The sequence below is a fragment of the Anaerocolumna cellulosilytica genome (genome assembly GCF_014218335.1).
GTDB classification, from domain to species: Bacteria; Bacillota; Clostridia; order Lachnospirales; family Lachnospiraceae; genus Anaerocolumna; species Anaerocolumna cellulosilytica.
Map to the genome: position 1 here is coordinate 216,951 of NZ_AP023367.1, position 24,326 is coordinate 241,276.

Sequence of the window (24,326 nt, forward strand, 5' to 3'; positions counted from 1 at the left end):
AGAAAACCATGGATTATGCGGATGAAAAAATCATAGAAGCCATGAATCAATATAAGACGGGTGAGCATGGAGATATTGAGACGGGTATTTATCTAAAAGAACAGCTTTTTCAGTTTGAACGGCAGGAATTTTACGACGGTAAATTCAGTGTCATGTTACCTGCCGATTTTAAAGATATGCCCTTAGAAGCTGCAAAGTTTAAGTATCCGTCAGAGCAAAGACCCAAAATCATTAAAACCAATGAAGAAGGTGACATTAACTTTACGTTTAACTTGTTGGAGGAAGTTGACTTTGAGACAAAGTTTGTAAAAGAAGCCAAGGATGGACTTTATAATATCATAAAAAGGTTACAGCCAGCAAATGTCTTTTATGAAAGCAAAGAAGAAGAGATTGCGGATACCTTAGTGGGATGGTTTGAATTTAAGAGCCATGGACTTGACTGCAAGATATACCAGCTTATGTACTGTATGCCCATTGGTGGGAAGATGCTACAGGGAATCTTTAACTGTAAATATGCAGATTCAAAGCTGTGGAAGCCTATCTTTTTACAGGTGATGAAATCCATACAGGATAATACAAAGGAGGAGCAGGATGCGTGAGGTTAAGATACTATTGTCTCTGGTAAATTTTATTGATATTATAGAGTGCAGGATAACAAAAAGAGTAAATGAGCATGGCAGTGCAGTGATTACCGGACGTATCAAGGAAAAAGCAGAAAGTACGCTACTGAATCATACAGAGGAAGTACGTTATGCCTCCCTGGCCCTTCAGGATGAGGAAGGGGAGAACGAAGTGATTTTTAGCGGAATTGTGGAAAGCATTAAGATACGCACCGAGGCAGGAGTAAAAACGGCAACGGTAACCTTAACAGGAGCCACAAGGCTGCTAGATATTACGGAGCGGACCAGAAGCTTTCAGAATGGGAGCATGACATATGGCGGTGTTCTAAAGCAGGTGACAGGAGCTTATTCCGGGCTTCAATATATTATGGGGGGAAGCGGACAAAGTTCGATCAATGACTTTCTGGTGCAGTATAAGGAAACAGACTGGGAGTTTATCAAGCGAATTTCTTCCCATTCCGGTGGGGTAGTAATGCCTCATTATAAATCCGGTGGAATTAAGTTCTATGTGGATGCTTTTCAAAGTGGAAAAAATAAAAAAATTGAACCGATAACCTATTCTGTGGAAAATGAACTGGATGAGTATTTCCAAAAAAAGAAAAATGGAGTAGAATTAAAGCATAAGGAGGATGCCTGCTATTATACCTTTGAAAGCCGAGAAGTGTATGACTTAGGAGAGGGTCTTACCTTTCAGAACAAGAAACTATATGTACATGAGGTAAGGAGTGAATTAAAGGGTTCTGAGCTTATACATTCCTATCGTTTGAAAACAGAAGGTGGTTTTCAAAATCAAAAGCAGTTTAATACGAAGATAATCGGAGCCTCCTTAGATGGAAAAATTCTTGCCGTTTCTGGAGATAAGGTAAAGGTAAGCCTAGGGATAGATAAAAGTAAGGGCAGTCAAACTGCCAGATGGTTTTCTTTTTCTACGGTATATTCCTCACCGGATGGCTCCGGCTGGTACTGCATGCCGGAGGAGGGTGACAGTGTACGGCTTTATTTTCCTAGTGAAAAAGAGAAGCATGCCTATGTGGTCAGTTCCATCCATGTAGGAAGTGATAGTGAAGCCATCGGGGGTGCAGAAGCAGGTACCAGTGAGAGTGCGGGAGCCGGAGCCGGCATCAGTGCAAGTGCAGGGACAAGTCAAAAGGAAGCCCCTCGGAGCAACCCGGATAATAAGTCTATCCAGAATAAATACAACAAAAAGGTGGAACTGACACCAACTACTATACTGATAACCAATCAGGATGGAATGACCATCAAGTTAGATGATGAGGAAGGCATCAGCATTATCAGCAAAAAGGATATCCTAATCCAATCCGAAGAGAACCTGGAAATCGTAAGCATGCAGGAGAGCATGACAATGGAAGCGGTGGAAGCCCTGGAGTTAATTCAGGGTGATACGAAGATAACGCTTAAGGAAGACATTGTTGTGGAAGGAGCTATGTTAAAGGTGCAATAGCTTAAGGCATGTAGATGGAAAGGGGGAAAGGAATGGGAGAAAGTATGGATTTTTCTGCGTCTGGCGGAACGGTTACAGCACTTACCTTAGGATATGAGTTTAATCTGCTAGGTTCGCTTACAACATTAAGTGGGAAGAAATATCAGGAATTCGAAGAGATAGATGATGCCTTAATTGAGAAGGAAAAACCGAAGGAAGAGAAATTTTCCTTGGGAAAAGTGCTAGGATTTGCTGCGGCAGGGTTGGCAATTGTCGCAGTAGCAGCAGTGACTGTAGCATATGCGGCTTCTGTAGTGGTCAGCGGAGGAGCTACCTTGGCAGCGGCCCCCAGTTTAGTGCCAGCAATTATGGGATTTGGTACATTTGCAGTTGGTTCGATGTATGTCCTAAATAAAGCAAGTCAAGACATCAATGCAAAACATAATAGTAGTCTAAATGACTATATATTTGAAGCTGTAGTTGGAAGCGCTAGAGGAATGATAAGCACAGCAATTTTTACTTATATGGCACCAGCTACCCTAATAAATGTATTTGGGGCTGGCTTTATATCCGGAAATCTAGGTAGTGCATATGAGCAGTTGATGCGAAAGGGTTGTATAGAGCCGTTTCAAGCATTAAAGGAAGGTATACTAGAAGGAGCTTTTGCATCTTTGTTATATGGAGCAGGCAAGTTTATTGGTGGGATTATTAATAAGTTGTCTTCCGCATTTAAAAAGATTCCTAAACAGCCTAGCCTAAGTACAACTGGAAACATAAATAATAGCAATACTAGACCTAATCAGGTGCATCATTTTGCTTCAAATAAAAATTCAAAGTACACTAAGCAGTTTGAAAGTATTGTGAAGAAATATGGATTAAAATTAGATGAGATATGGAATAAAGAACTGATGCCACATCAAGGGAGGCATCCTAATGCATATCATGACTGGATATTGGAGCAACTACAAGAAATTGACCAAATTGCAAATGGAAATAAAGATATCTTTTTAGAATTGTTTGAGAATGTAAAGAATATAGTAAGGGATAACCCGGACATGTTAAGAAAAATATTTTGGAAATAGGAGAAATAATATGCAATATTATAAATTGATGTATAATTATGAAGATTGTAAGAATGCGATGTTTATAAATATTAATGAAAGTGATTTGAGTTTTGACAGGTATGATATTAATAAGGGTGAATTTATAAAGTGCGAAGAAGTAAAAGGAATAATCGAGGAAGGCGAGTCTAATCAAACAGACTATATTTCAAATAATTTATCATGGTTGATTATTAGTGAAAAATTTAAAAAATTATTACAAGATTTTAAGATTGGTAATATTCAGTTTATTCCTGTAGTAAATGTAAATAATGATAAAAATATTGGTTATTTGGTTAATGTTATGAGTAGAGTTGATGCATTTGATGAAAAAAAATCTCTGTGTAAAAAAATAAAATTTAACAAGAATGGTAAGGAAGAAGTTTACTTATCGGTAATTAAATATGTATTAGCAAAAGAAAATATAGGAGATATGGACATGTTTAAAATATTAGGTCATGATATACCATTTTTTGTATCTGAGAGATTAAAAACAGAGTTACTAAATACAAAAATTACTGGTTGTGATTTCCAAAAAGTAAATGTGTCATAAATTTTTAGGCAAACTTGTATTAAGAGATGCAACAAAGTTTAAAGATGGAGCAGATATTATTGCCAAGATTAAATAAAACTGAAGCTAAAATCCTTGAATATATTGCTTCACAAATTCAAATATTTCGGGTAAGCAATGATAGAATTAAAATAAGAGAACTTGCTGGAGAAGAACAGATGGCATGTGTAGTTCATATCGGTTCTTATGGTAAGTTAAGTCTGGCATATACAGCAGTTTTAAAATGGATAGAAGATAATGATTATTCCATTACAGGACCACAGAGAGAGCTTTATTTAAAGGGAGAATGGGATTGCATTAAGGAAGAAGATTATGTTACGGAAATACAATTTCCTATATCAAAATAGTTAATATAAGAGGAAAGGGGCTGTAAAAAAACTCCCCTAAAAGAAAAATCGCTGAGGTCATGAGACTTCAGCGATTTTTTGGTATAATTAATTATGCAAATAAATAAAAACACCAATGATAATTATACAGTACGTCAGCTGAAATTACCATTGGAAATCGAAAAATTAATTAATATATCTGATCCAGTATACACGTTCTGTGAGGTGATGGATCACATCGACCTATCAAAATATTTTGTAGAGAAAGGCTACAGAACAGGTCGTCCAAGATGTGATGAACAGAAACTCCTTAAAGTGATACTCTTTGCCTTCATGGAGCACGGAATTAGTTCTCTGCGTGAAATAGAAAAACTCTGTAGGAATGATATACGATACCTGTATCTTCTTGATGAGATGAAGGCTCCTTCTTTTGCGACCTTTGGCAATCTTATACGCAATGAACTAACAGATTCCATAGAACAGATTTTTATTGACTTAAACAGTTACATTTTTGAAAAGGAGCATGTGGACCTGGAGCATACTTACATAGATGGAACAAAAATGGAAGCGAATGCCAACCGATATACCTGGGTATGGAAAAAGTCTTGTACAAAAAACCGAGGAAAGGTTTATGAAAAGATATCCACGCTAATTGATGCAATGAACCAGGAAGTATTAGGATATTTCGGTGTAAAACTTGATAAGAGAGATGAGTATGCTGTCGAATATGTATCTGAACTCTTGGAAATGTACAAGAATGCAACAAATCTGGTGGAATCCACGTTTGTATCTGGTTGTGGTCATAGAAAAAGCCTTCCGCAAAAACAATATCAGGAATTAGAGGGGTATCTAGAACGATTAAAGACATATGCACATCATATAGAAGTTTGTGGCGATGAAAGAAACAGTTATTCCAAAACCGATCACGATGCCACTTTTATGCGCATAAAACGGGATTATATGGGGAATGATCAGCTTCTCCCAGCGTACAATCTACAGACCGCTGTCTGTGATGAATATATAGCGGTAGTTGATGTAAAACCATATGCATCAGATATGGAATGCTTTGTTCCTTTGATGGAAAAATTCAATGAAATCTATGGTCATTATCCAAAGTATCCAGTTGCAGATGCAGGCTATGGTTCCTATAATAACTATCTTTACTGTGAAGAGCATGGGATGGAAAAATATATGAAATTTACCATGTTCAAAAAAGAAACATCCGATAAGAAGTATCATGAAAATCCATATCGCGCAGTCAACTTTAAAAGAGACGAGAATGGAAATTTAATATGCCCAAATGGAAAGACTTTTCACTTTAAAAGCAAACAACATGTCTATAAAAACAAATACAGCAGAACCGAAGAAATCTATGAATGCAAATCATGTGAAGGCTGCCAGTTTAAAAACGATTGTTGTCCTAAGGCAAGCAAAAATAGAACTATTCGAATGAATCAGGAATTAACATCAATACATCAAGAGGTAATGACAAATCTTGAATCAATACATGGCGCACTGTTGAGAATGAATCGTAGTATTCAAGCGGAAGGAACCTTTGGTATTTTAAAATGGAATAAATCCTACAAAAGATTATTTCGAAGAGGTGAGAAAAACGCAATTCTTGAACTCACACTGATTTCTTGTGGTTTTAATCTTTATAAATATCATAATAAAAAACAGAGAAACAAGTTGGCTGCTTAAAATCCAAGAACTATACTCACAGCTTTATTAAGTGCACGCTTTTTTATGGAAAAATCAATCATAATCATAAAAAATAAATAAAAAAAAGAAGAATCACCAGAACCGGCATCTGTCGGAACTGGCGATTCTTAATTAAGGACTTATTTTACAGCCCCTTTCCTTGTAAGCATAAAGTAAGGTTCTTACTTCTTATATTTATTTAAAATGTTCTGAATACGTTCGGTAGGACTTAATAATTTACTAATGGAGGAGTCGTGGTTTAAGGTATCGATTAATAAAGCAACATATTTACTCATATCCACGTTAATATAGTAAGGTCTTGCTAATAATTCTTCTGTCTGATACACTAGGTTAGTAGTAAGCACTCTATCAATTAATCCTTGCTCGTAAGCTTCGTCAAACTTTTCTAAACCGTTTGTAAATAGACCAAAGGTAGATGCCACAAAGATTCTGCCGGCTTTACGTCTCTTTAACTCTTTTGCTACGTCAATCATGCTTTCTCCAGAGGAAATCATGTCATCAATGATAAGCATATCTTTGCCTTCGATATCACTTCCTAAGAATTCATGAGCAACGATTGGGTTGCGTCCGTTAACGATAGTAGTGTAATCACGACGTTTATAGAACATACCAAGGTCAACTCCCATTACATTGGCAAAGTATACAGCCCTGTTCATGCCGCCTTCATCCGGGCTGATTACCATCATATGCTCTGCATCGATGTTAAGGTCAGGTACATTGTTAATTAAAGCTTTAATAAACTGATAAGTAGGCTGAACTGTCTCAAAGCTTTTTAAAGGAATTGCGTTTTGTACCCTTGGGTCATGAGCATCAAAGGTTAAGATACTTTCTACACCCATGTTGGTTAATTCCTGTAGTGCAAGTGCACAGTCAAGAGATTCTCTGGTACTGCGTCTGTGCTGTCTGCTTTCGTATAAGAAAGGCATTATTACCGTAATTCTGCGGGCTTTCCCTCCTACAGCAGCAATAATTCTTTTTAAATCCTGATAGTGGTCATCGGGAGACATATGGTTTGTTTGACCACATACACTGTAGGTTAGACTGTAGTTACAAACGTCCAAAAGAAGATAAAGGTCAGAACCTCTGACAGATTCCCTGATTACGCCTTTTGCTTCTCCGGTACCAAATCTGGGACAGCACGCGTCGATAAGGTAAGAGTCACGCTGATAGCCGGAAAAGGCTATTGTTGAGGTATGTTCGCTTTCTCTTTCCTTTCTCCATTCCACAATGTAGTCATTTACTTTCTGACCCATAGCTTTACTGCTTTCCAAAGCAATAATTCCTAAAGTTCCCACGGGAATCGTTTCTAACATATTTTCTTGCTGCGGCATTCTTATTGACCTCCAATGAAATTTAAAAGCACTTAGAGAACCTGTATTTTAACATCCAAAAAAATCCTAAAAGCACTTATTGTTATATGTTTCGTAAAATGTCCATTAACGTTATACCATTAACCAGAAAGTTAGTCAAGGCTAAATGTAAAGAATGGCACATTTATGTCCTACGGGAAGTATTTCCTGTTAAAATAGTTTTTTAAGTCGAATATCCTCGCCAACAATCTTTAGCAGGGAATAATTACTGGCAATCCTTGAAAAAACACGTTCACTGTATATGGTGTTAATATTATCCAAAGAAAGGTTTGTAGAAATTATGGTCGATTTTCTTCTTAAAAATCGTTCATTAATACATAGATATAATTGTACATTCACAAAGGAGTTATTTAGCTCCGTACCTAAATCGTCTATGATAAGCAAATCACAATCAAGGATATAATCAAACTGATTCTGAAACTCATAAGACTCTTCTCCTTTTGCAAACTTATTTTTTTCCAGTATATCAAATAACTGAAAAGCAGTCAGATATATAACAGTAAAGGCGCGGTCGAGCAGTTCCCTTGCAACACAATTTGCCAAAAAAGTTTTGCCTACTCCGGTATTTCCGTAAAGTAAGAGATTGTTATACTCTGTTCCAAAGTTATCTATAAAATTCCGGCATATCTCAACCACCTTCTTAATGTTTTCTCTGGGAGACATACGAACACTGGGATCAGTGTAATCACCGGAATAGTAATCATATGAGAAGGTGTTAAAATTCTCTCTTACGATGGCAGTTTTTATATTGGACTGGGAATATACAATATCCACAATAGCCTGTTTAAAGCAATGACATTTTTCATTACCGATATAACCTGTATCCTTACAGTCCGGGCAATGGTGCTTAAGTTGTAGGTAGTCTTCAGGAAATCCGTGTTGTTCTAACAATGCCTTTCTTCTTGCCTCAGCTTGCTCCGTCAGTTTCTTAAGCCTTGGCATAGGTTTGCCGTCACCCATTAAAAGCAGTTTGGCACTGCTTACAGCGCAGGTAACTACCTCATCATCAATTTCCTTTAATTCCGGAATAGCGGCATAAGCCTCTGCGATACGAGTGTCCTGATTATGCTTGTTCGTAAGCTGTTTCGTATCATATTCCCGCAAAATCTTATTATATTGATAATTTTTTAAGGGCATACTAATCTCCATTCTTCCAAAATCTGCGAAAAACTATTTTATTGTTTATGTAACAGCCGCTGTTCCATGGAGGAATAATCCTCTTCGGTATAAGTGCGCTGGGGAAAGGCATTAAAGCGGTTATTTGCCGGTTTTTGCTGGGGAGCAGCCTTTACTTGGCCAGCTCTTGCGGCAGATAGTTTTTGATGTTCCGCATCCAAAGGTGCAATATTTGATAATTCCTTAACACCTTTTTTGTTCCAGTTTTCGAGGATTTTATCTGCATATTTAAAGTCTGGCTTCTGTGTTTGTAGAATAGTTCGGTTGCAGGCTTCTACTATTATGTCTATGGTGAAACCGAACTTATTCATCCATTTACTGATAAGTTGTTTTTCAATCTGTCCGGGTGCCCGGTTTAATCCAAAAGCTTTATTAATTGCATTATAATTGTTGTTATACTGGGTGGTAGCGGCTTCTGCCTTCTCTACTGTATCAATTCCCTCCTCTGCCCAAGATAAGGCAACTGCTTCTATGTAGGAAGGATTCTTTTTGTTTTTAGAGACACAATATTCATACAGGTACATTATAAGCTCTGCGGAAAAGTCAAGACTTTCATAAAGATATAAAATTAATTGTAAATCCATAGGCTTTATAAGTCGTTCTAAATAGATTTCAATAATGTTTAAGAGCCATTTCACTTCATCTGCTTCCGTAAGCTGTTTTATCTGTGCTTCAGAATAGGTTGGCTTTTCAAAGGTTCTATGTGGAATTGAAGGTGTTTTGGTAGCCGCAGACTCAGCCATAGTGTATTCCTCCACAGAAACGGTAGGAACAACCGCAGGTTCAGCCTCTATGGAAAGAACTGTATTAGTATGTGTTGTGCTGTAAATATTATTTATGGTGATGGAATCAATATCGTTCTTAGAATTCTTGGTAAGGGTTACCAGGTTTTCTTTTTCCCAATAGCTAAGAGCACGAATGATGTCTTTTTCTGTTTCATCCAGCCGGTCTGCTATGTTAGAAATGGTTATCTCGATATCAGCGAAGCTGTTCATGCACCGAAGAAGATACAGATATACTTTTACATACGTGCCGTTTGCTGATGGCATGTAATTGTCAATAAATATATTGGGTATCAAGGTGGTATCCGGAACACTATTGGAACTTACTCTAATCGTACTCATGTATACATTCACACTCCATTCATTTTCCTTATGTCACGGTCATTATAACACAGGTAACTAAGGTTTTAAATAGCTGAAATTTAGCGAAAGGGTCTTATCATCGTCTGTGTGGATTTTGTGGATAATGTGGATAAACCTGTGTATTGTTATTGTAAAATAATGTATTTTTGCGAAAAAGTCAATAATAATCAGTATCTGCGGACAAGTAAGAGTTCTGTGAGTAGAAATAATTATGTGAACAAAAAAATCCACAACCTTATCACAGGGGAATTGTTGATAAGATTGTGGATAATGTGGATAACTATTCACCTAAGAGTGATTCTCCAATGGTTACAACGTCTCCGGCGCCCATAGTTATCAACAAGTCGCCGTTAGTACAATTTTCTAATAAAAAATTTTCAATTTCATCAAAACTCTCAAGATAGTAAGCTTCCTTACCAATTTTGAGCAGTTCAGCCTGCAAATCTTTGGAAGAAATATCACCTGGGTTGTTTTCTCTGGCAGCGTAAATATCTGCAAGTACAACTTTGTCTGCGAGGGATAAAGCTTTGGCGAATTCCGTTAAGAATGCTTTAGTACGGGTATAGGTATGGGGCTGGAAAACACACCAGGTAGTTTTATGTGGATAATTTTTTGCCGCAGTTAAGGTTGCAGTTACCTCAGTAGGGTGGTGTGCATAATCATCAATAACAGTAACTCCGCCTATAGTACCCTTATACTGAAAGCGACGCTCGGTACCGGTGAATAAAATCAGTGCATCTTTTATCGTTTCCAAAGGAATATTAAGACTTCTTGCCAATGCAATGGCCGGCAGGGAGTTGGATATATTATGAATCCCAATTACCTTTAAGTCAATGTGAATTAAAAAGCTGCCGTTTTCGTATAAGTCATAGTGACCGTAGCCGAATTCATCATAGGTTATATTAGCAGCATGAAAGTGAGAGGCAGCTCCTGGTACTGTAGTTGTATTGGCATCCGTACTGTAGGAGATAAATGGACATGCAAGATCTTTTGTCAAGTAAGAAAGATTCTCAATCTCACCATTTACAATCAAAAGACCGTTTTCCGGCAGCCGGTCTGCAAATTGTCGAAAGGAAAGATAGATATCGTCAATATCTTTAAAAAAGTCCAGATGCTCTGCTTCAACATTTAATATAATGCTTCTGGTAGGATTGAATTTAAGAAAGCTGTTGGTGTACTCGCAAGCCTCAGTAATAAAATGTTCTGATTTTCCAATGCGGATATTACCGCCTATGTTGTCTAAAATTCCACCAAGAGAAATGGTTGGATCAAGCCCTGCTTCCATCAATATCAGTGATATCATAGAAGTGGTAGTCGTTTTGCCATGTGTACCGGCTACGGCAATGGCATCACCGAAGTTAAGCATTACCTGCCCAAGTAGTTCTGCCCGGTCTATCATGGGGATATCTTTTAAAAGTACCTCCTGGTACTCGGGATTATTTTCTTTTACCGCAGTGGTGTAAACAACAAGTTTCATATCAGTTGTAATATTAGCTGCCCGCTGTCCTAAAAAAACTTTAATTCCCAAAGCTTCCAGATGGTCAGTGATTTTACTCTTATGAGCATCAGAACCGGTGACCTGAAAACCCATCGTATGTAGAAGTTCAGCCAGGCCGCTCATACTGATGCCGCCTATGCCTATAAAATGTACCTTCATTGGATTTTTAAAATTAATATGATACATAGTTTTGACACTTCCTATCTTCATGATTATTTTTTACGGTTTATATAAATAGTTCAATTATAAGTATCGCTATCTATAAGCTATTATAATCATTTCATATGAAAATACAATTAATTTTTGCATACCTCCATGATATGATACTTTTTTATGAATGGAACTTGGTTCATTAGAACTTTTCAAAGAGTTTCTCCCCATAAAGGCAAAAGAAGCAGAAAAGAGGCATGATTAGAGGGAACTTTAAAAGCCGGTTTAGCAAATGGTTTGCTGTATGGTAAAAAATGTGTATATATATTCAATGAAAAAGTCGAATTATGTAGTGCTAATGAACTATTATTCGACAATGCCGAGCTATTGGTAGCAAAACTATTGAAATTTACAGTATATTACATTTTTATTAAAATACAACTTATTTTGTCGAATGTATGTATATATATACGATTAAATTAATAAAAATAACAAATAATTGATTGGAAAATCCGAAAATTTTAGTAAATATTTTAGAAAAATCAATAGAAACCCATAATTTACTATTATTAATTAGATATAATGCTAAATTTATAATATTTTTTATCAAAATATTTGTAAAATTTATTCACATTTTTGTAAAAGAATGTTATAATGATGTCAAACGATATGACAAGAGGTGATTACGTGATAAAAATGAATAAATCTGCGAAAATTTTAGCAGAGCGAAAAGGCCGTAAGCAAAAACTATTGCCGAAAAACTTGGACAAGCTGGTCTTACAAACTTTATTTTTTGGAGCCGTGATACCTTATGGGTAATCAGGCTGCATTATTATAAGCAGCTATAGGATTTAAAGCAAGTTACAAAGGGGAATATAAATCCACTTTGACACTATAACAAAACACATATTTTAAAGGGGGATATACTCAATGCAGATTACAGATGTTCGTGTACGTAAAGTGAGTAAAGAAGGAAAAATGAAGGCAGTGGTATCCATTACTATGGATAATGAATTCGTAGTTCATGACATTAAGGTTATTGAAGGTGAAAAAGGGCTGTTTATCGCAATGCCCAGCAGAAAAGCAGGAGATGGTGAATACCGCGATATTGCACATCCTATCAATTCTGAAACCAGAGATAAGATTCAAAAAATCGTTCTGGAAAGTTATGAAATAGCCGCAGAAGAATATGAAGAGAAAATAGAAGCTTAATATTTTAGCTGCAAAAGAAACGTAAAAAAGTCCCGGATAACTTAAGCGTTATGTTAAAAGTATTAAAAACTTTGAACATATTGCAGAGGTTCTGGGATTTTTTTAGTCTAGGTATGAGAGCTAGGTTTAAAATTGGTTGGACTTCGAGCAAATCGCAGGCATGTAGGTTGGTGTGAAATAAAGGACAATTTTACACGTTGAATAAAGATTGCGTTAGCATACATGCCTAAGGTATAATACTAATAAAACATAAGTTTTTATGTTCATGAAATAAGCAGGAAAACTTATATAGGAAAGGTATAGATGAATTACATAGAGTATCAATGTTAGGAGATGGTGCATGAGGAAGGTGTTTCGGTTTTTATTTTGGGTATGTCTGTTGGGATTATTTCTATATACCATTAATGAAAGATATAATATTACCGGTTATCTTATGAAAACAGAAAATCTTTCTCAGGCTGAGAGTGAAGAAGCTTTTATTGCCCAGGTTAGAGAAGCTATGCTATCGGGAGATGAAACACTGAAGGTTCAGTATGTTGGGGAAGTAGAAGCGATGGAATGGTTTACGGAAGAAGTAATTGACCGAGTCTACCGTATAGATAAAGAAGAAACAACCAGTGACTATGATTACCTTCGTTACAGGACAAATAGTATTTATGCCCATATAGTTGGGTTTGGAAATACTATGACTGTAAACTATGAATTTGAATACAATGAAACAGCGGAAGAAACCTATTTGGTTGATGAGCTCATAACAAAACTTTTTGAAAAATGGGATATTATGAACTTAAGTGATTATGATAAGATTAAGAAAATTCATGATTTTATTGTTGCGAATGCTTCCTATGACACGGACACCAAGAATTATTCTGCATATGATAATCTGATTAACAAAAAATCCACCTGTCAGGGCTATATGAGTGCTGCCTATAAAATGTTTACAAAAGCAGGGATTCCCTGTCGGATTGTTACAGGCATTGGTAATAGTGACAGCCATGGATGGAACATTGTGAAGCTTCAGGGAAAGTGGTATAACATAGACTGCACTTGGGATGACCCATTGACCTTAAGTGGTGAAGAAATGGTTGTTTATGATTATTTCTTAAAGTCTGATGCTGATTTTCCGGGGCATCAACGAGATGAGGAATTTCGCACAAAGTATTTTTATGAAACATACGTTATGTCAGAAGAGTCGTATACAGAGAAGGAACCATAAGTGGTCTGCATTTATGGAGGTTAGCCTCGCAAGCAATAATAAATCTTAAGAACAATAATTTGTGTTTCTACGCGTAGATTCTAAGTGTAATAATTGGTTGCCATGTAACCTGGAATACATTATAATAGAAATATTCAACAATCGTTTCTAAAAGAGCAGAAGGGTACCGTAAAGTAAAATGTCTGATATGAATGTAAGGGAGACATTTTACAATTTACGGTGCCCTGGTGTGCCTATTTTCAGTTTGAAAGGAAGGTTTTTATGTGGCAGAATGAAATGAAGGCTAAGACAGAACTATTTACAGAAAATTATCAGGAATTGAAGCGGAACTTTCGCTTTGAATATGGTCCTATGCATTATTTGGGAGCGTTGCTGTATGCAAATGAAGATAAAAAAGTCAGAGTGGAAAGTATAATAAATGCCAAGGATATTATAAAGCGCAATACGTCATTTTTTTCTGCCTTTAAAGATGCAGCATTTTTTGCCCTTGCCGCTATGCTGTCCTTGGAGGAGACGCCGGAAGATGTTTTTAAAAAAACAGTAATTATCTATGATGATATGAAGGCAGCTGGTTTTTATGGCTCTCCATATTTGACACTGGCGGCTTTTAACATTGGCAGGAATCCATCTGTTGATACGAAGGCTCTGGTGAGAAAAACCAGAGAGTTTTATGATGCTATGAAACAGGAACACAGATTCTTAACCTCTGTAGATGATTATGGTTATGCGGCCATGCTGGCTACTTCTGATTTAGAGGTGGAAAGTACCATACGTGAAATGGAAGCTTGTTATAAATTATTACAGAATTATTTTGGCAAAGGAAATGCTCTGCAATCCCTAACGCACATTTTGGCGCTTGGCGAAGAAGCCGCCGAAATAAAATGTAAAAGAGTTGTAGATATCTATGAAGTCCTAAGCAGGAAGGGGTGTAAACCAAGTAAATACAGCCAATTATCTGCCTTAGGAATTTTGGTATTGATTTCAAAAGATGTGGAAACCATAACCGAAGAGATAAAAGCTGTATACGAAATGCTCCTTGAGAAAAAAGGGTTTGGAAATTGGAGTATTTCAAGACACGACCGTGTCATGTATTCGGCGGCACTGGTTTCGAACGTATATATCACAGACATTGTAAAATCCTCTTTAAATGTAAGTCTTTTAAGTGCAGTAACTAATATTGTAGTAGCTCAGCAGACAGCCGTCATCTGTGCAACCACCAGTGCTGTTGTAGCTTCTGCATCGTCCTCAAATTCATAAGGATGTAAGGGTGCATAAAAACGGTATAGTTCGGAACAGAAGCGCTTCAAATAATGGATGGAAAAGCAGGTGTATGAAGAGCGTTTGTGTATTAAGAGGTATGTATCAAAGACAGAAAGAAAATATAGGTGTTAGATTTGAATAAAGCGATTCAACCCCTTGATTTTATGCGTCAAAAAGTCGCAGATGGGAGCTAAATATGTATATAATCGTAGGATTGGGTAATCCAACCAGGGAATATCAGGCAACCAGGCATAATGTTGGATTTGATGCCATAACCAGGCTCTCGGATGACTACAATATTCCACTCAGTTTAAAAAAACATAAAGCAATATGCGGAACAGGTTATATAGGAAGTGAAAAAGTAGTGCTGGCACAGCCTCAGACCTATATGAATCTAAGCGGAGAGAGTGTCCGGGAACTTGTTGATTTTTATAAAGTATCTACTGAAAATGTAATTGTTATATATGACGACATAAGTCTGGAGCCGGGACAGCTTCGCATTCGAAAAAAGGGTAGTGCCGGAGGGCATAATGGAATTAAAAGTATTATTGCCCATTTAAATACACAGGAATTCCCTCGAATCAAAGTTGGTGTAGGTGATAAGCCTGCCGGCTGGGATTTGGCAGATTATGTATTGTCCAGATTTACAAAAGAAGAAGAACCTATTATGAGGGACGCCCTTAGGAAAACCTCTGAGGCAGTCAAAGACATGCTCTTAGATGGAATCGAACCGGCCATGAATCTCCATAATCGAAAGTAATAGAAGTCTAAGAAAAATAAAAGGAGGCAGCATTTTGAAGACCTTTACCACCCCTCTGAAAGAGTTGAGGGAGTATAATGACATAAAGGACAACTTAAAGCTGAAAAATACCCCTATTCAGGTAACCGGGTGCATTGATTCGCAAAAATGTCATCTAATCAGCGGTTTAAGTGAAGACTATCCCTGGAAGTTAATCATAACTTATAATGACATAAAAGCGAAGGAAATCTATGAAGATTATAAGCTATATGATAAGAATGTTTTTATCTATCCTGCAAAGGACATTATATTTTACAGTGCTGATATTCATGGCAATGCCATTGTCAGAGATCGTCTGAAAATACTAAAGCGTTTACTTCAAAAAGAACCGGTTACAGTAATTACTACCCTAGACGGAGGAATGGATCGTATTCTTCCTTTAGAATATCTAAAAAAGCGGATAATACTGCTTGAAGAAGGCGGAAGTCTTGATTTAACCAAGTTACAGGCAGAACTTATACACCTAGGATATGAGCGGCAGGGTCAGGTAGAAGGGCCTGGAGAGTTCGCAGTAAGAGGGGGTATCTTAGATATTTTTCCGCCGACAGAGGAATGTCCGTACCGAGTTGAGCTTTGGGGAGATGAAGTAGATTCCATCCGTTCCTTTGACATAGACAGTCAGAGGTCAATTGAAAGGATATCTTCTATAAGTATTTACCCGGCAGCAGAAATGATATTAACGGAAGACCGGTTGTTGATGGGTCTTAAAAAGATTGACGAGGAAAAGAAGGAGCACGTTAAGAAATTAAGGGAACAAATGAAAACCGAAGAAGCAGCAAGAATTCATGATATTATTGAAGAATTCAGGGAAAATATTGAAAGCTTCCAAGGTTCAGTTGGTATAGATAGTTTTATCAGGTATTTCTATGATAATACCGTATCCTTTTTTGACTATTTTAAAGAGGAATCCATTGTGTTTTTGGATGAGCCGGGTAGAATCGGGGAAAAAGGAGAAGCAGTTGAAAACGAATTTCGTGAAGGCATGATTGGCAGGCTCGAGAAAGGTTATATACTTCCCGGGCAAAGTGATGCTATTTATGGTTATAAGGAATTATTAATTAACTTAAGTCATAAAACCTTATTGCTGTTAAGTACTATGGATCAAAAGACAGCATACTTTAACGTAAAAGGAAAGTGGGATTTTACAGTACGCTCTGTAAATCCCTATAATAACAATTTTGATATATTGGTGCAGGATTTAATAAAGTGGAAAAAAAGCGGTTACAGGGTACTTTTATTATCTGGCTCCAGAACTCGTGCGAAACGTCTGAGCGAGGATTTAAGGGAGCATGAACTGAATGCCTTTTACAGTGAGGATATGGATAGAATCATCCAAAAGGGAGAGATTATGGTTGCGGGCGGTAATCTCCACCGAGGATTTGAATATCCTCTGATAAATCTTGTTATTATATCGGAGAGTGATATCTTTGGTGCTGAAAAGAAAAAACGTAAGAAGCGAAAGGAATATGACGGGAAAAAGATACAAAGTTTTACAGACTTAAATATTGGGGATTATGTAGTCCATGAAAACCATGGTCTTGGAATCTATCGTGGAATTGAAAAGATAGAGGTAGACAAGGTAACAAAGGATTATATGAAAATTGAATACGGCGGAGGAGGCGTGTTGTATATTCTTGCAACAGGCCTTGATGTTATACAAAAATATGCCGGGGCGGATGCCAAAAAGCCCAAGCTAAACAAATTAAATTCACCGGAGTGGAAGAATACTAAGACCAGGGTAAAAGGTGCTGTTAAAGAAATTGCAAAAGAGTTGGTTGCACTTTATGCTACAAGACAGGAAAAAAGCGGTTATCAGTTTGGACCGGATACGGTGTGGCAGAATGAATTTGAGGAGATGTTTCCGTATGAAGAAACAGACGATCAGTTAAGAGCCATTGAAGATACGAAACGGGACATGGAGAGTACCAGAATTATGGATCGCTTAGTATGTGGGGACGTTGGGTATGGAAAGACAGAAATTGCCATAAGAGCAGCTTTTAAAGCAGTGTCGGATGGGAAACAGGTAGTATTTCTAGTGCCAACTACCATCCTGGCTCAGCAGCATTATAATACCTTTGTACAACGTATGATGGATTTCCCTGTAAGCATAGATATGCTGTCCCGGTTTAAAACTCCCGCTCAGCAAAAGGCGGTGATAGAACGGGCTAAAAAGGGAAGCTTAGATATATTAATTGGAACCCACCGGGTATTATCAAAGGATATCAAATTTAAAAATTTAGGGCTTCTTATGGTTGATGAAGAGCAGCGTTTTGGAGTTACCCATAAGGAAAAAATCAAGACAATAAAAGAGAATATTGATGTATTGACTCTTACTGCAACACCTATTCCAAGAACCCTTCATATGAGTTTAATCGGTATACGTGACATGAGTGTATTAACAGAGCCACCTGTTGACAGAATACCTATACAGACCTATGTATTAGAGCATAATGAAGAAATTATCAGAGAAGCCATTCATCGTGAGCTGGCAAGAGACGGACAGGTATATTATGTTTATAACAGGGTAAATGGTATTGATGAAATTGCAAGTAAGATAGCCAGACTGGTACCAGAGGCCAATGTTTCCTTTGCTCATGGACAGATGAGTGAGAGGGAGCTAGAGCGGATTATGTTCGACTTTATTAACGGGGAAATCGATGTCTTGGTATCCACTACTATAATTGAGACAGGACTTGATATTTCTAATGTTAATACCATGATAATTGATGATGCAGATCGTTTAGGTTTATCCCAGCTCTATCAGCTAAGAGGAAGGGTTGGAAGGTCAAACCGGACTGCATATGCTTTTTTAATGTACAAACGGGATAAAATGTTAAAGGAAATCGCGGAAAAGAGGCTTCAGGCTATTAAGGAATTTACAGAACTTGGTTCCGGTTTTAAAATAGCTATGCGTGATTTGGAAATCCGTGGTGCTGGAAACCTTTTAGGAGCACAGCAAAGCGGGCATATGGAAGCGGTCGGCTATGACTTGTATTGTAAAATGCTAAATGATGCGGTACGTTCTATGAGGGGAGAAACCAATGAGGAAGAAACCTTTGATACGACGGTTGATATGGATATAGATGCCTTTATACCGGCTACGTATATAAAAAGTGAATTTCAGAAGCTCGATGTATATAAACGAATTGCTGAAATTGAAAATGAAGAAGAACTATTAGATATGCAAGAAGAGCTATTAGATCGTTTCGGGGATATGCCGGCTTCGGTTAATAACCTGCTTAACATTGCGTTTATCAAATCCATCTGTCATAGTGCCTGTGTAACGAATCTGGTATACCGGAACGATGATATTAAGCTGGTAATGTATAACAAAGCAAAATTAAAAGTTGAGAGCATTCCTGAATTCGTTGGTAAATATCAGCCTGCTTTAAAATTAGTGCCGGAGGCGAGTCCTTACTTTATCTATTCTATAAAAAAAGGACCTAAGTTGGGCAAAAACGGGAAGCTTGATACTATAACACTATTTGAATTCGTTAAAAATTTATTAAATGATTTAAAACTATTGCTGGAAGACAATAAATAATCTATAATGGAACGATGGGGATAAATACCTACTTGGTAAATAAATAGGTATTGCCCAGATTAATTACCGCATAAGCGGAAAGATAGGAGTTTCCAATGAAAAAATCTTTAAAAAAATTGCTATTAATGGGGTTACTGACAACTTTTCTTGTATCAGCTGTGGCATGTTCTAAAAAAGACGGAAAAACCTCTGATAATGGAAATACTACAGAACAATCTGAAGGAAATACAAACGAAGAGAATACTTCCTCCGATAATTTGGTTGTTGCAATAGGAGATAGTAAAGTTTACTATGCAGAAGCAAACATATATTTCCAAATATTTAAGTCACAGTACGAATCCGTATACGGTGACCAAATCTGGACATATGATTATGGTAATGGACAGACCTTTGGAGATATGGCAAAAGAACAGATTTTAAATATGATTACTCAGACTAAAATTATAGGAGCACAGGCTGATACCTATAAGATTCAGATTACAGATGAAGAAGAAGCGACCCTTAAGAAGGATGCGGAAACATTCCTTTCCGGAATAACAGATGAGGATAAAGAGAAATATGGTTTTACCAGTGAGATAGTTGAAAGCTTCTATCGTGATAACCTTATATATGAAAAAGTATATGATGCGGCAACTATGGATGTAGATACAGAGGTTGCGGACGATGAAGCAAAGCAAATAAAAGTACAGCATCTGCTCATAAAGACTTTTGAACAGGATGCTTCCGGTGCCCGTACAGATTTTTCTGAGGAGAAGAAGGCAGAAGCCTTAAAGAAAGCAGAAGAATTATTAGAGACAGCCAAAACAACAGAAGACTTTAAAGCTCTGGCAGAAAAAAATACAGAAGATTCCAATGTGGAATATACATTTGGTAAAGGTGAAATGGTTACTGAGTTTGAAGATGCAGCCTTTGCTTTAAAACCGGGAGAATTAAGCGGCATCGTAACAACGAATTATGGCTACCACATCATTTATTGTGTCAGTGATTTCGACGAAGATGCAACACTTGCAAAAAAAGAAGAAATTATTAAAACCAGACAGAATGATAAATTCACTGAGCTTTATGAAGGCTGGTCTAAAGACATAAAAGTTGACGTGAATGATGAAGTATGGTCTACGATGACCTTAGTAAGTGAAACAAAAGAAGAAACAGCAGAACCAAGTGCAGAACCTACAACAGAACCAACGGGAGAAGCTACACCTACTCCGACAGCTGGAACTAATAAGTAATATTTATCATAAGCTTAGGGGGTAACCTATAAAGCTTAATCAATCTCATAAATAAAGTGAGGCTGTTGCAAAATGTGATACTTCAACAAGACATGGTGTTAGACCGTTGCGTCATTACCAATACCTTGTATGAAAAATTCATATGCAACAGCCCCTTTCTTATATCTGCTCTGTGTCAATAGTTGGGGTGGGATTCATTGAATCCCGTTCTAAATAAATATTTTCTCATGAGAGGATAACATTTTATGAAAGCAAGAGCTTTTAAGAATTTGTTTAGTTTTTTTACAAAAATATATATTCTGGCACCTTCTTATGCAATTGTCCTAACATTATTAAGAGGAGTTTCTATTGTAATACCCATAATAAGAATTCTACTTATCAAATCTCTAGTAAATGAGATAACGTTTATTACGAACAATGAAAAAGAATCAAATTATTTATGGAAATTAATTATAGTTGTTTTGGTTATAGAATTTGTAAAAGAACTTGTTACAGTATATTTTCAAGAAATGACTAAAAGATGTGTACTATATTTAAATAAAACGCAGTATCCCAAATTAATAAAAAAAATATCTAAATTAGAATTTTTATGTTTTGAAGATAAGTCAAAAATGGATTTAATTGCAAGAGTGAAAAAAAGTTATATATCAAAATTGATTAGTACATTTACAACGACATTATATTTTACAGAAACTATTTTAAGTGCATTAGCAATTATTATTCTTATATGTACTGAAGTTGGGGCATGGGGAGTTTGTATACTATTAGCGTCTATGCCTCTTATCATTGTTGGGCAAAAGAGTGGAGACATAATATATCAAGGCGAAGTAGAAATTGAAAAACAACAACGTTATTTGGATTATATTGAAGAACTGTATACAAGTAGAGAAGCGGCAAATGAGAGACTAATTTTTAGAATGCATCATAAATTAGATAGTCTGTGGAAGAAATCTTTTGTTGCAGCGGATGAAGTTAATCTAAGTATGAAAAAAAAAGTTTATGTAAATATGTGCCGTTCAAATATAGTTAGTTTTTTGGGATATGCAGCTGCGGTAGGTTTACTTTGTTTCTTCTTTATAAAGGGGTTAATTACATACGGTCTATTTATATCCATTATAATATCGATATTAAGGTTAATGTATACATTATCTTATACATTAGCGGGGGATATTGCTGAGTTTTCAAGAATAAGGGCTTTTGTGGAAGACTACAACATGTTCTTAATTTTACCTGAAGTACGTGAAAATAATGAAAATATAAAAGCAATTGACAATTTTATTTTTGAAAAATTGGAATTTAAAGATGTTGTATTTAAGTATCCAAATGCAGATGAACCAATACTAAATAACTTAAGTTTTAAATTAGAAAAGGGAAAACGCTATGCTTTCGTTGGAGAAAATGGGGCTGGTAAAACTACGATTACAAAACTTTTATTGGGCTTATATGAACCAAACAAAGGGCAAATAAAAATTAACGATAAGCTAATTAATGAATATGATAAAGACTTTTTAAAAGAACTATTTTCAGTCGTTTTTCAAGATTTTTCGAAGTATGAGATTAAAGTTAGAGATGCTATTGAATTAGGAAATAGAAAAGCTAGTGAGGAGACTATATCAAATGTATTAGAGTTTGTTGGACTTGATTTTTTATATAATAAATATGATGATTTTCTAGAAAAAGAGTTGGGGAAATTATCTGAAGATAGTATAGAACTATCTGGTGGACAATGGCAAAGGTTAGCTATTGCTAGGGCGTTGGTATCTAATCGTAGTATATTTGTTTTGGATGAAGTGACTTCGGCTATTGATCCGATACAAGAAAGTGAAATATATGGGCTATTTGAGAGAACATCAGAGAACAGAACTTGTATGTTTATTACACATAGATTGGGTTCAACAAAATTTGTAGACCATATCTATGTGATAGAGAATGGCTGTGTTTCTGAACAAGGAAACCATACTGAATTAATAGGACAAAACGGAACATACACTCATATGTATAATGAACAAAGTAGGTGGTATGTATGAAAATGATAAAAAATTTCACTGAAGTCTTAAGAAAGACTATTATTATTGCAATAAAAAGTTCGTTATCTAAGTTTCTAATATACATATCAAGTTTATTATGTATGGCTATATTGTTTGTCTGTCAGGCAAATATAGAACAGAAATTATTCGATAATGCATTAAATTTTATAGTTGATGGACGTGCGAAAAAACTAATCTTCTCATTTATGATGTTTGTACTTATATACATATGTACACAGATTATGATTTACTTATCAAATGGTATAGAAGAAATTCTGATGTTTAAGTTGCAAAAACAATTAACAAGAGAGATTTGTTTAAAAGTTTCAAAAATAAATCCAGAATATTTTGAAGATTCTAGTTTTCTAGATAGATTAACGAAAGCAATGAATGGAAAAGATGCTATGATTACGATAGCACTTTGTACACTATCACTTATATGTTATTATTTTCCGTATTTTGTATTGATGTCATTTTGGCTGATAAATATAAATCCTATACTAGTGTTAATGATACCTATTGCATTCATACCATCAATAGTTTTATATATAGTTCAAATAAAAGTTTTCATAGATAATATTGACAAAACCGCTCCATTAAAGAGAAGATTACAATCATATGAAGAAAACATGATTGGTAAAAAGTATATTAAAGAAACTAGAATTTTAGGTTGCTTGGACTACTTTATGGATTTGTATACAAAGGTATTAGACTCACTAACATCTAAAGAAGTTAGTGTTAGAAAGCGCAGGCATAAGCTCAATTTATGTTTAAAAATAGTTCATGCTACTGGCTATATAATAATAATTTTAATAACATTATATTTAGTAATGAATAAATCAATTTCTATTGGTTCATTTGCAGCAATTATAAGTTCATTAGATATTCTTTTTTCTAATATGGATGAGGCTATATCTAGACAATTCGGAACAATTTCCGAACAGTTTGGTAGCATATATAAATATAACGAATTTATGAATGATAAAGTTTTTTGTGATGAATACAATGAAGAATACTTCATTAATGAAATTCAAAATGTTACTTTTAAATATCCAAATACAGATGAGCCAACTTTAAAAGATATATCATTAACTATAAGCCAAGGTGAAAGAATTGCTATAGTAGGTGAGAATGGGTCAGGAAAATCCACATTAGTTAAATTATTATTAGGAATATATAAACCTACAGAAGGAAAAATAATTAGTAAAATTAAAATAGAAAATGGTAAATCTGCAATTTTTCAGAACTATCTTGGTTATGCAATGAGTTTAATAGATAATATAGTTATAAGTGATTCCGATGATAAAATTGATATGGATAAGTTATCTAGAGTTATGAAACAATCAGGAGTTTCTGGAATAGCATCGAAACTAGAAAATGGGTTTAGTACTCTATTAGGTAAGGAGTTTGGTGGTCATGAATTATCTGGTGGAGAATTACAAAAAGTAGCTCTGGCAAGAGGAACTTATAAAGACAGTGATTTTATAGTATTTGACGAGCCGACATCTTCTATAGATCCGATTGAAGAATCTAGAATGTATGATATAATAGAAAGTATTACAGAATATAAAACTGCATTAATAGTTACACACCGAATGGGATCTGTACAATTTGCAGATCGTATTTTAGTATTGAAGAATGGTAAAATAGTAGAAGAAGGAACTCATACGATGTTGTTAGAACTTAATGGAGAGTATAAAAAGTTATATACAACACAAAGTAAGAATTATGATCATAACTACATTTCTTAAACTATGTTAATAAATAAAAGTATTGTCAAGTGTTGGGCGATATTGCTTTTACTTTATTAATTGATTATAATTTTTAACCATGGGATTACTGATTCAATATGTCGTGAGATTTTATAGTATGGACATAAGTTATAATGCAGTAAGATTAACAAATATAACTATTAACTGG

18 protein-coding genes are annotated in these 24,326 nt (G+C 35.7%); 14 read left to right on the top strand and 4 right to left on the bottom strand.

The window, feature by feature from the left end:
- Window positions 1–8 precede the first annotated feature (8 nt).
- The 6 genes from acsn021_RS00950 (at window position 9) to acsn021_RS00975 (ending at window position 5,759) form a co-directional block, all read left to right on the top strand.
- Entirely contained in the window at window positions 9–599 is a 591-nt protein-coding gene (locus acsn021_RS00950) for a hypothetical protein (RefSeq protein WP_184095674.1), read from the top strand.
- A complete protein-coding gene (locus tag acsn021_RS00955; protein ID WP_184095672.1) occupies window positions 592–2,082 on the top strand; it encodes a contractile injection system protein, VgrG/Pvc8 family in 1,491 nt (496 codons plus the stop codon). The genes acsn021_RS00950 and acsn021_RS00955 overlap by 8 nt, the downstream gene beginning before the upstream one ends.
- A 32-nt stretch (window positions 2,083–2,114) precedes the next feature.
- A complete protein-coding gene (locus tag acsn021_RS22735; protein WP_243167984.1) occupies window positions 2,115–3,143 on the top strand; it encodes an AHH domain-containing protein in 1,029 nt (342 codons plus the stop codon).
- A gap of 10 nt (window positions 3,144–3,153) precedes the next feature.
- Window positions 3,154–3,714 (top strand): imm11 family protein, encoded by a 561-nt coding sequence (locus acsn021_RS00965; RefSeq protein ID WP_184095670.1) that lies wholly within the window; start codon window positions 3,154–3,156, stop codon window positions 3,712–3,714.
- Between the two features lie 59 nt (window positions 3,715–3,773).
- On the top strand, window positions 3,774–4,079 hold the full coding sequence (locus acsn021_RS00970) for a GyrI-like domain-containing protein (RefSeq protein WP_184095668.1): 306 nt from the start codon (window positions 3,774–3,776) through the stop codon (window positions 4,077–4,079).
- Between the two features lie 93 nt (window positions 4,080–4,172).
- On the top strand, window positions 4,173–5,759 hold the full coding sequence (locus acsn021_RS00975) for a transposase (RefSeq protein WP_184096195.1): 1,587 nt from the start codon (window positions 4,173–4,175) through the stop codon (window positions 5,757–5,759).
- 182 nt (window positions 5,760–5,941) lie between these two features.
- On the opposite strand, the gene acsn021_RS00980 is transcribed toward acsn021_RS00975, so the two are convergent.
- The 4 genes from acsn021_RS00980 to murC form a co-directional block, all read right to left on the bottom strand.
- Window positions 5,942–7,111: a ribose-phosphate pyrophosphokinase gene (locus acsn021_RS00980; RefSeq protein ID WP_184093848.1), complete on the bottom strand. Its 1,170-nt coding sequence runs from the start codon at window positions 7,109–7,111 to the stop codon at window positions 5,942–5,944.
- A 189-nt stretch (window positions 7,112–7,300) separates the two neighbouring features.
- Complete coding sequence (locus acsn021_RS00985) at window positions 7,301–8,287, bottom strand: ATP-binding protein (RefSeq protein ID WP_184093847.1); 987 nt, start codon at window positions 8,285–8,287, stop codon at window positions 7,301–7,303.
- A 38-nt stretch (window positions 8,288–8,325) separates the two neighbouring features.
- Complete coding sequence (locus tag acsn021_RS00990) at window positions 8,326–9,450, bottom strand: DnaD domain protein (RefSeq protein WP_184093846.1); 1,125 nt, start codon at window positions 9,448–9,450, stop codon at window positions 8,326–8,328.
- 301 nt (window positions 9,451–9,751) lie between these two features.
- Entirely contained in the window at window positions 9,752–11,155 is a 1,404-nt protein-coding gene (gene murC, locus acsn021_RS00995; protein WP_184093845.1) for a UDP-N-acetylmuramate--L-alanine ligase, read from the bottom strand.
- 894 nt (window positions 11,156–12,049) lie between these two features.
- Here murC and spoVG point away from each other — a divergent pair.
- The 8 genes from spoVG (at window position 12,050) to acsn021_RS23190 (ending at window position 24,157) form a co-directional block, all read left to right on the top strand.
- The gene (spoVG, locus tag acsn021_RS01000; RefSeq protein WP_184093844.1) at window positions 12,050–12,331 is read left to right on the top strand and encodes a septation regulator SpoVG; all 282 of its coding nucleotides are present in this window, start codon (window positions 12,050–12,052) and stop codon (window positions 12,329–12,331) included.
- A 340-nt stretch (window positions 12,332–12,671) separates the two neighbouring features.
- A complete protein-coding gene (locus acsn021_RS01005; protein WP_184093843.1) occupies window positions 12,672–13,547 on the top strand; it encodes a transglutaminase domain-containing protein in 876 nt (291 codons plus the stop codon).
- A 261-nt stretch (window positions 13,548–13,808) separates the two neighbouring features.
- A complete protein-coding gene (locus tag acsn021_RS01010) occupies window positions 13,809–14,804 on the top strand; it encodes a DUF4003 family protein (RefSeq protein ID WP_184093842.1) in 996 nt (331 codons plus the stop codon).
- A gap of 199 nt (window positions 14,805–15,003) precedes the next feature.
- A complete protein-coding gene (pth, locus tag acsn021_RS01015) occupies window positions 15,004–15,567 on the top strand; it encodes an aminoacyl-tRNA hydrolase (RefSeq protein ID WP_184093841.1) in 564 nt (187 codons plus the stop codon).
- 31 nt (window positions 15,568–15,598) lie between these two features.
- Window positions 15,599–19,150: a transcription-repair coupling factor gene (mfd, locus tag acsn021_RS01020; RefSeq protein ID WP_456298282.1), complete on the top strand. Its 3,552-nt coding sequence runs from the start codon at window positions 15,599–15,601 to the stop codon at window positions 19,148–19,150.
- 95 nt (window positions 19,151–19,245) lie between these two features.
- Window positions 19,246–20,379, top strand: coding sequence for a peptidylprolyl isomerase (locus acsn021_RS01025; RefSeq protein WP_184093839.1), 1,134 nt, complete (start codon window positions 19,246–19,248; stop codon window positions 20,377–20,379).
- A gap of 245 nt (window positions 20,380–20,624) precedes the next feature.
- Window positions 20,625–22,406, top strand: coding sequence for an ABC transporter ATP-binding protein (locus acsn021_RS01030; RefSeq protein WP_184093838.1), 1,782 nt, complete (start codon window positions 20,625–20,627; stop codon window positions 22,404–22,406).
- 974 nt (window positions 22,407–23,380) lie between these two features.
- Window positions 23,381–24,157, top strand: a complete 777-nt coding sequence (locus acsn021_RS23190; protein ID WP_408626141.1) for an ATP-binding cassette domain-containing protein — start codon at window positions 23,381–23,383, stop codon at window positions 24,155–24,157.
- Window positions 24,158–24,326 lie beyond the last annotated feature (169 nt).

What these genes read in the sequence shown, in the direction of transcription:
- acsn021_RS01025 (WP_184093839.1), top strand. Translation starts at nt 19,246, where the DNA reads ATGAAAAAATCTTTAAAAAAATTGCTATTAATGGGGTTACTGACAACT.
- acsn021_RS00985 (WP_184093847.1), bottom strand. Translation starts at nt 8,287, where the DNA reads ATGCCCTTAAAAAATTATCAATATAATAAGATTTTGCGGGAATATGAT.
- acsn021_RS01030 (WP_184093838.1), top strand. Translation starts at nt 20,625, where the DNA reads ATGAAAGCAAGAGCTTTTAAGAATTTGTTTAGTTTTTTTACAAAAATA.
- acsn021_RS00980 (WP_184093848.1), bottom strand. Translation starts at nt 7,111, where the DNA reads ATGCCGCAGCAAGAAAATATGTTAGAAACGATTCCCGTGGGAACTTTA.
- spoVG (WP_184093844.1), top strand. Translation starts at nt 12,050, where the DNA reads ATGCAGATTACAGATGTTCGTGTACGTAAAGTGAGTAAAGAAGGAAAA.
- acsn021_RS00990 (WP_184093846.1), bottom strand. Translation starts at nt 9,450, where the DNA reads ATGAGTACGATTAGAGTAAGTTCCAATAGTGTTCCGGATACCACCTTG.
- acsn021_RS00975 (WP_184096195.1), top strand. Translation starts at nt 4,173, where the DNA reads ATGCAAATAAATAAAAACACCAATGATAATTATACAGTACGTCAGCTG.
- acsn021_RS22735 (WP_243167984.1), top strand. Translation starts at nt 2,115, where the DNA reads ATGGGAGAAAGTATGGATTTTTCTGCGTCTGGCGGAACGGTTACAGCA.
- acsn021_RS00955 (WP_184095672.1), top strand. Translation starts at nt 592, where the DNA reads ATGCGTGAGGTTAAGATACTATTGTCTCTGGTAAATTTTATTGATATT.
- murC (WP_184093845.1), bottom strand. Translation starts at nt 11,155, where the DNA reads ATGTATCATATTAATTTTAAAAATCCAATGAAGGTACATTTTATAGGC.
- acsn021_RS01010 (WP_184093842.1), top strand. Translation starts at nt 13,809, where the DNA reads ATGTGGCAGAATGAAATGAAGGCTAAGACAGAACTATTTACAGAAAAT.
- acsn021_RS01005 (WP_184093843.1), top strand. Translation starts at nt 12,672, where the DNA reads ATGAGGAAGGTGTTTCGGTTTTTATTTTGGGTATGTCTGTTGGGATTA.
- acsn021_RS00965 (WP_184095670.1), top strand. Translation starts at nt 3,154, where the DNA reads ATGCAATATTATAAATTGATGTATAATTATGAAGATTGTAAGAATGCG.
- acsn021_RS23190 (WP_408626141.1), top strand. Translation starts at nt 23,381, where the DNA reads ATGAATGATAAAGTTTTTTGTGATGAATACAATGAAGAATACTTCATT.
- pth (WP_184093841.1), top strand. Translation starts at nt 15,004, where the DNA reads ATGTATATAATCGTAGGATTGGGTAATCCAACCAGGGAATATCAGGCA.
- acsn021_RS00950 (WP_184095674.1), top strand. Translation starts at nt 9, where the DNA reads ATGGATTATGCGGATGAAAAAATCATAGAAGCCATGAATCAATATAAG.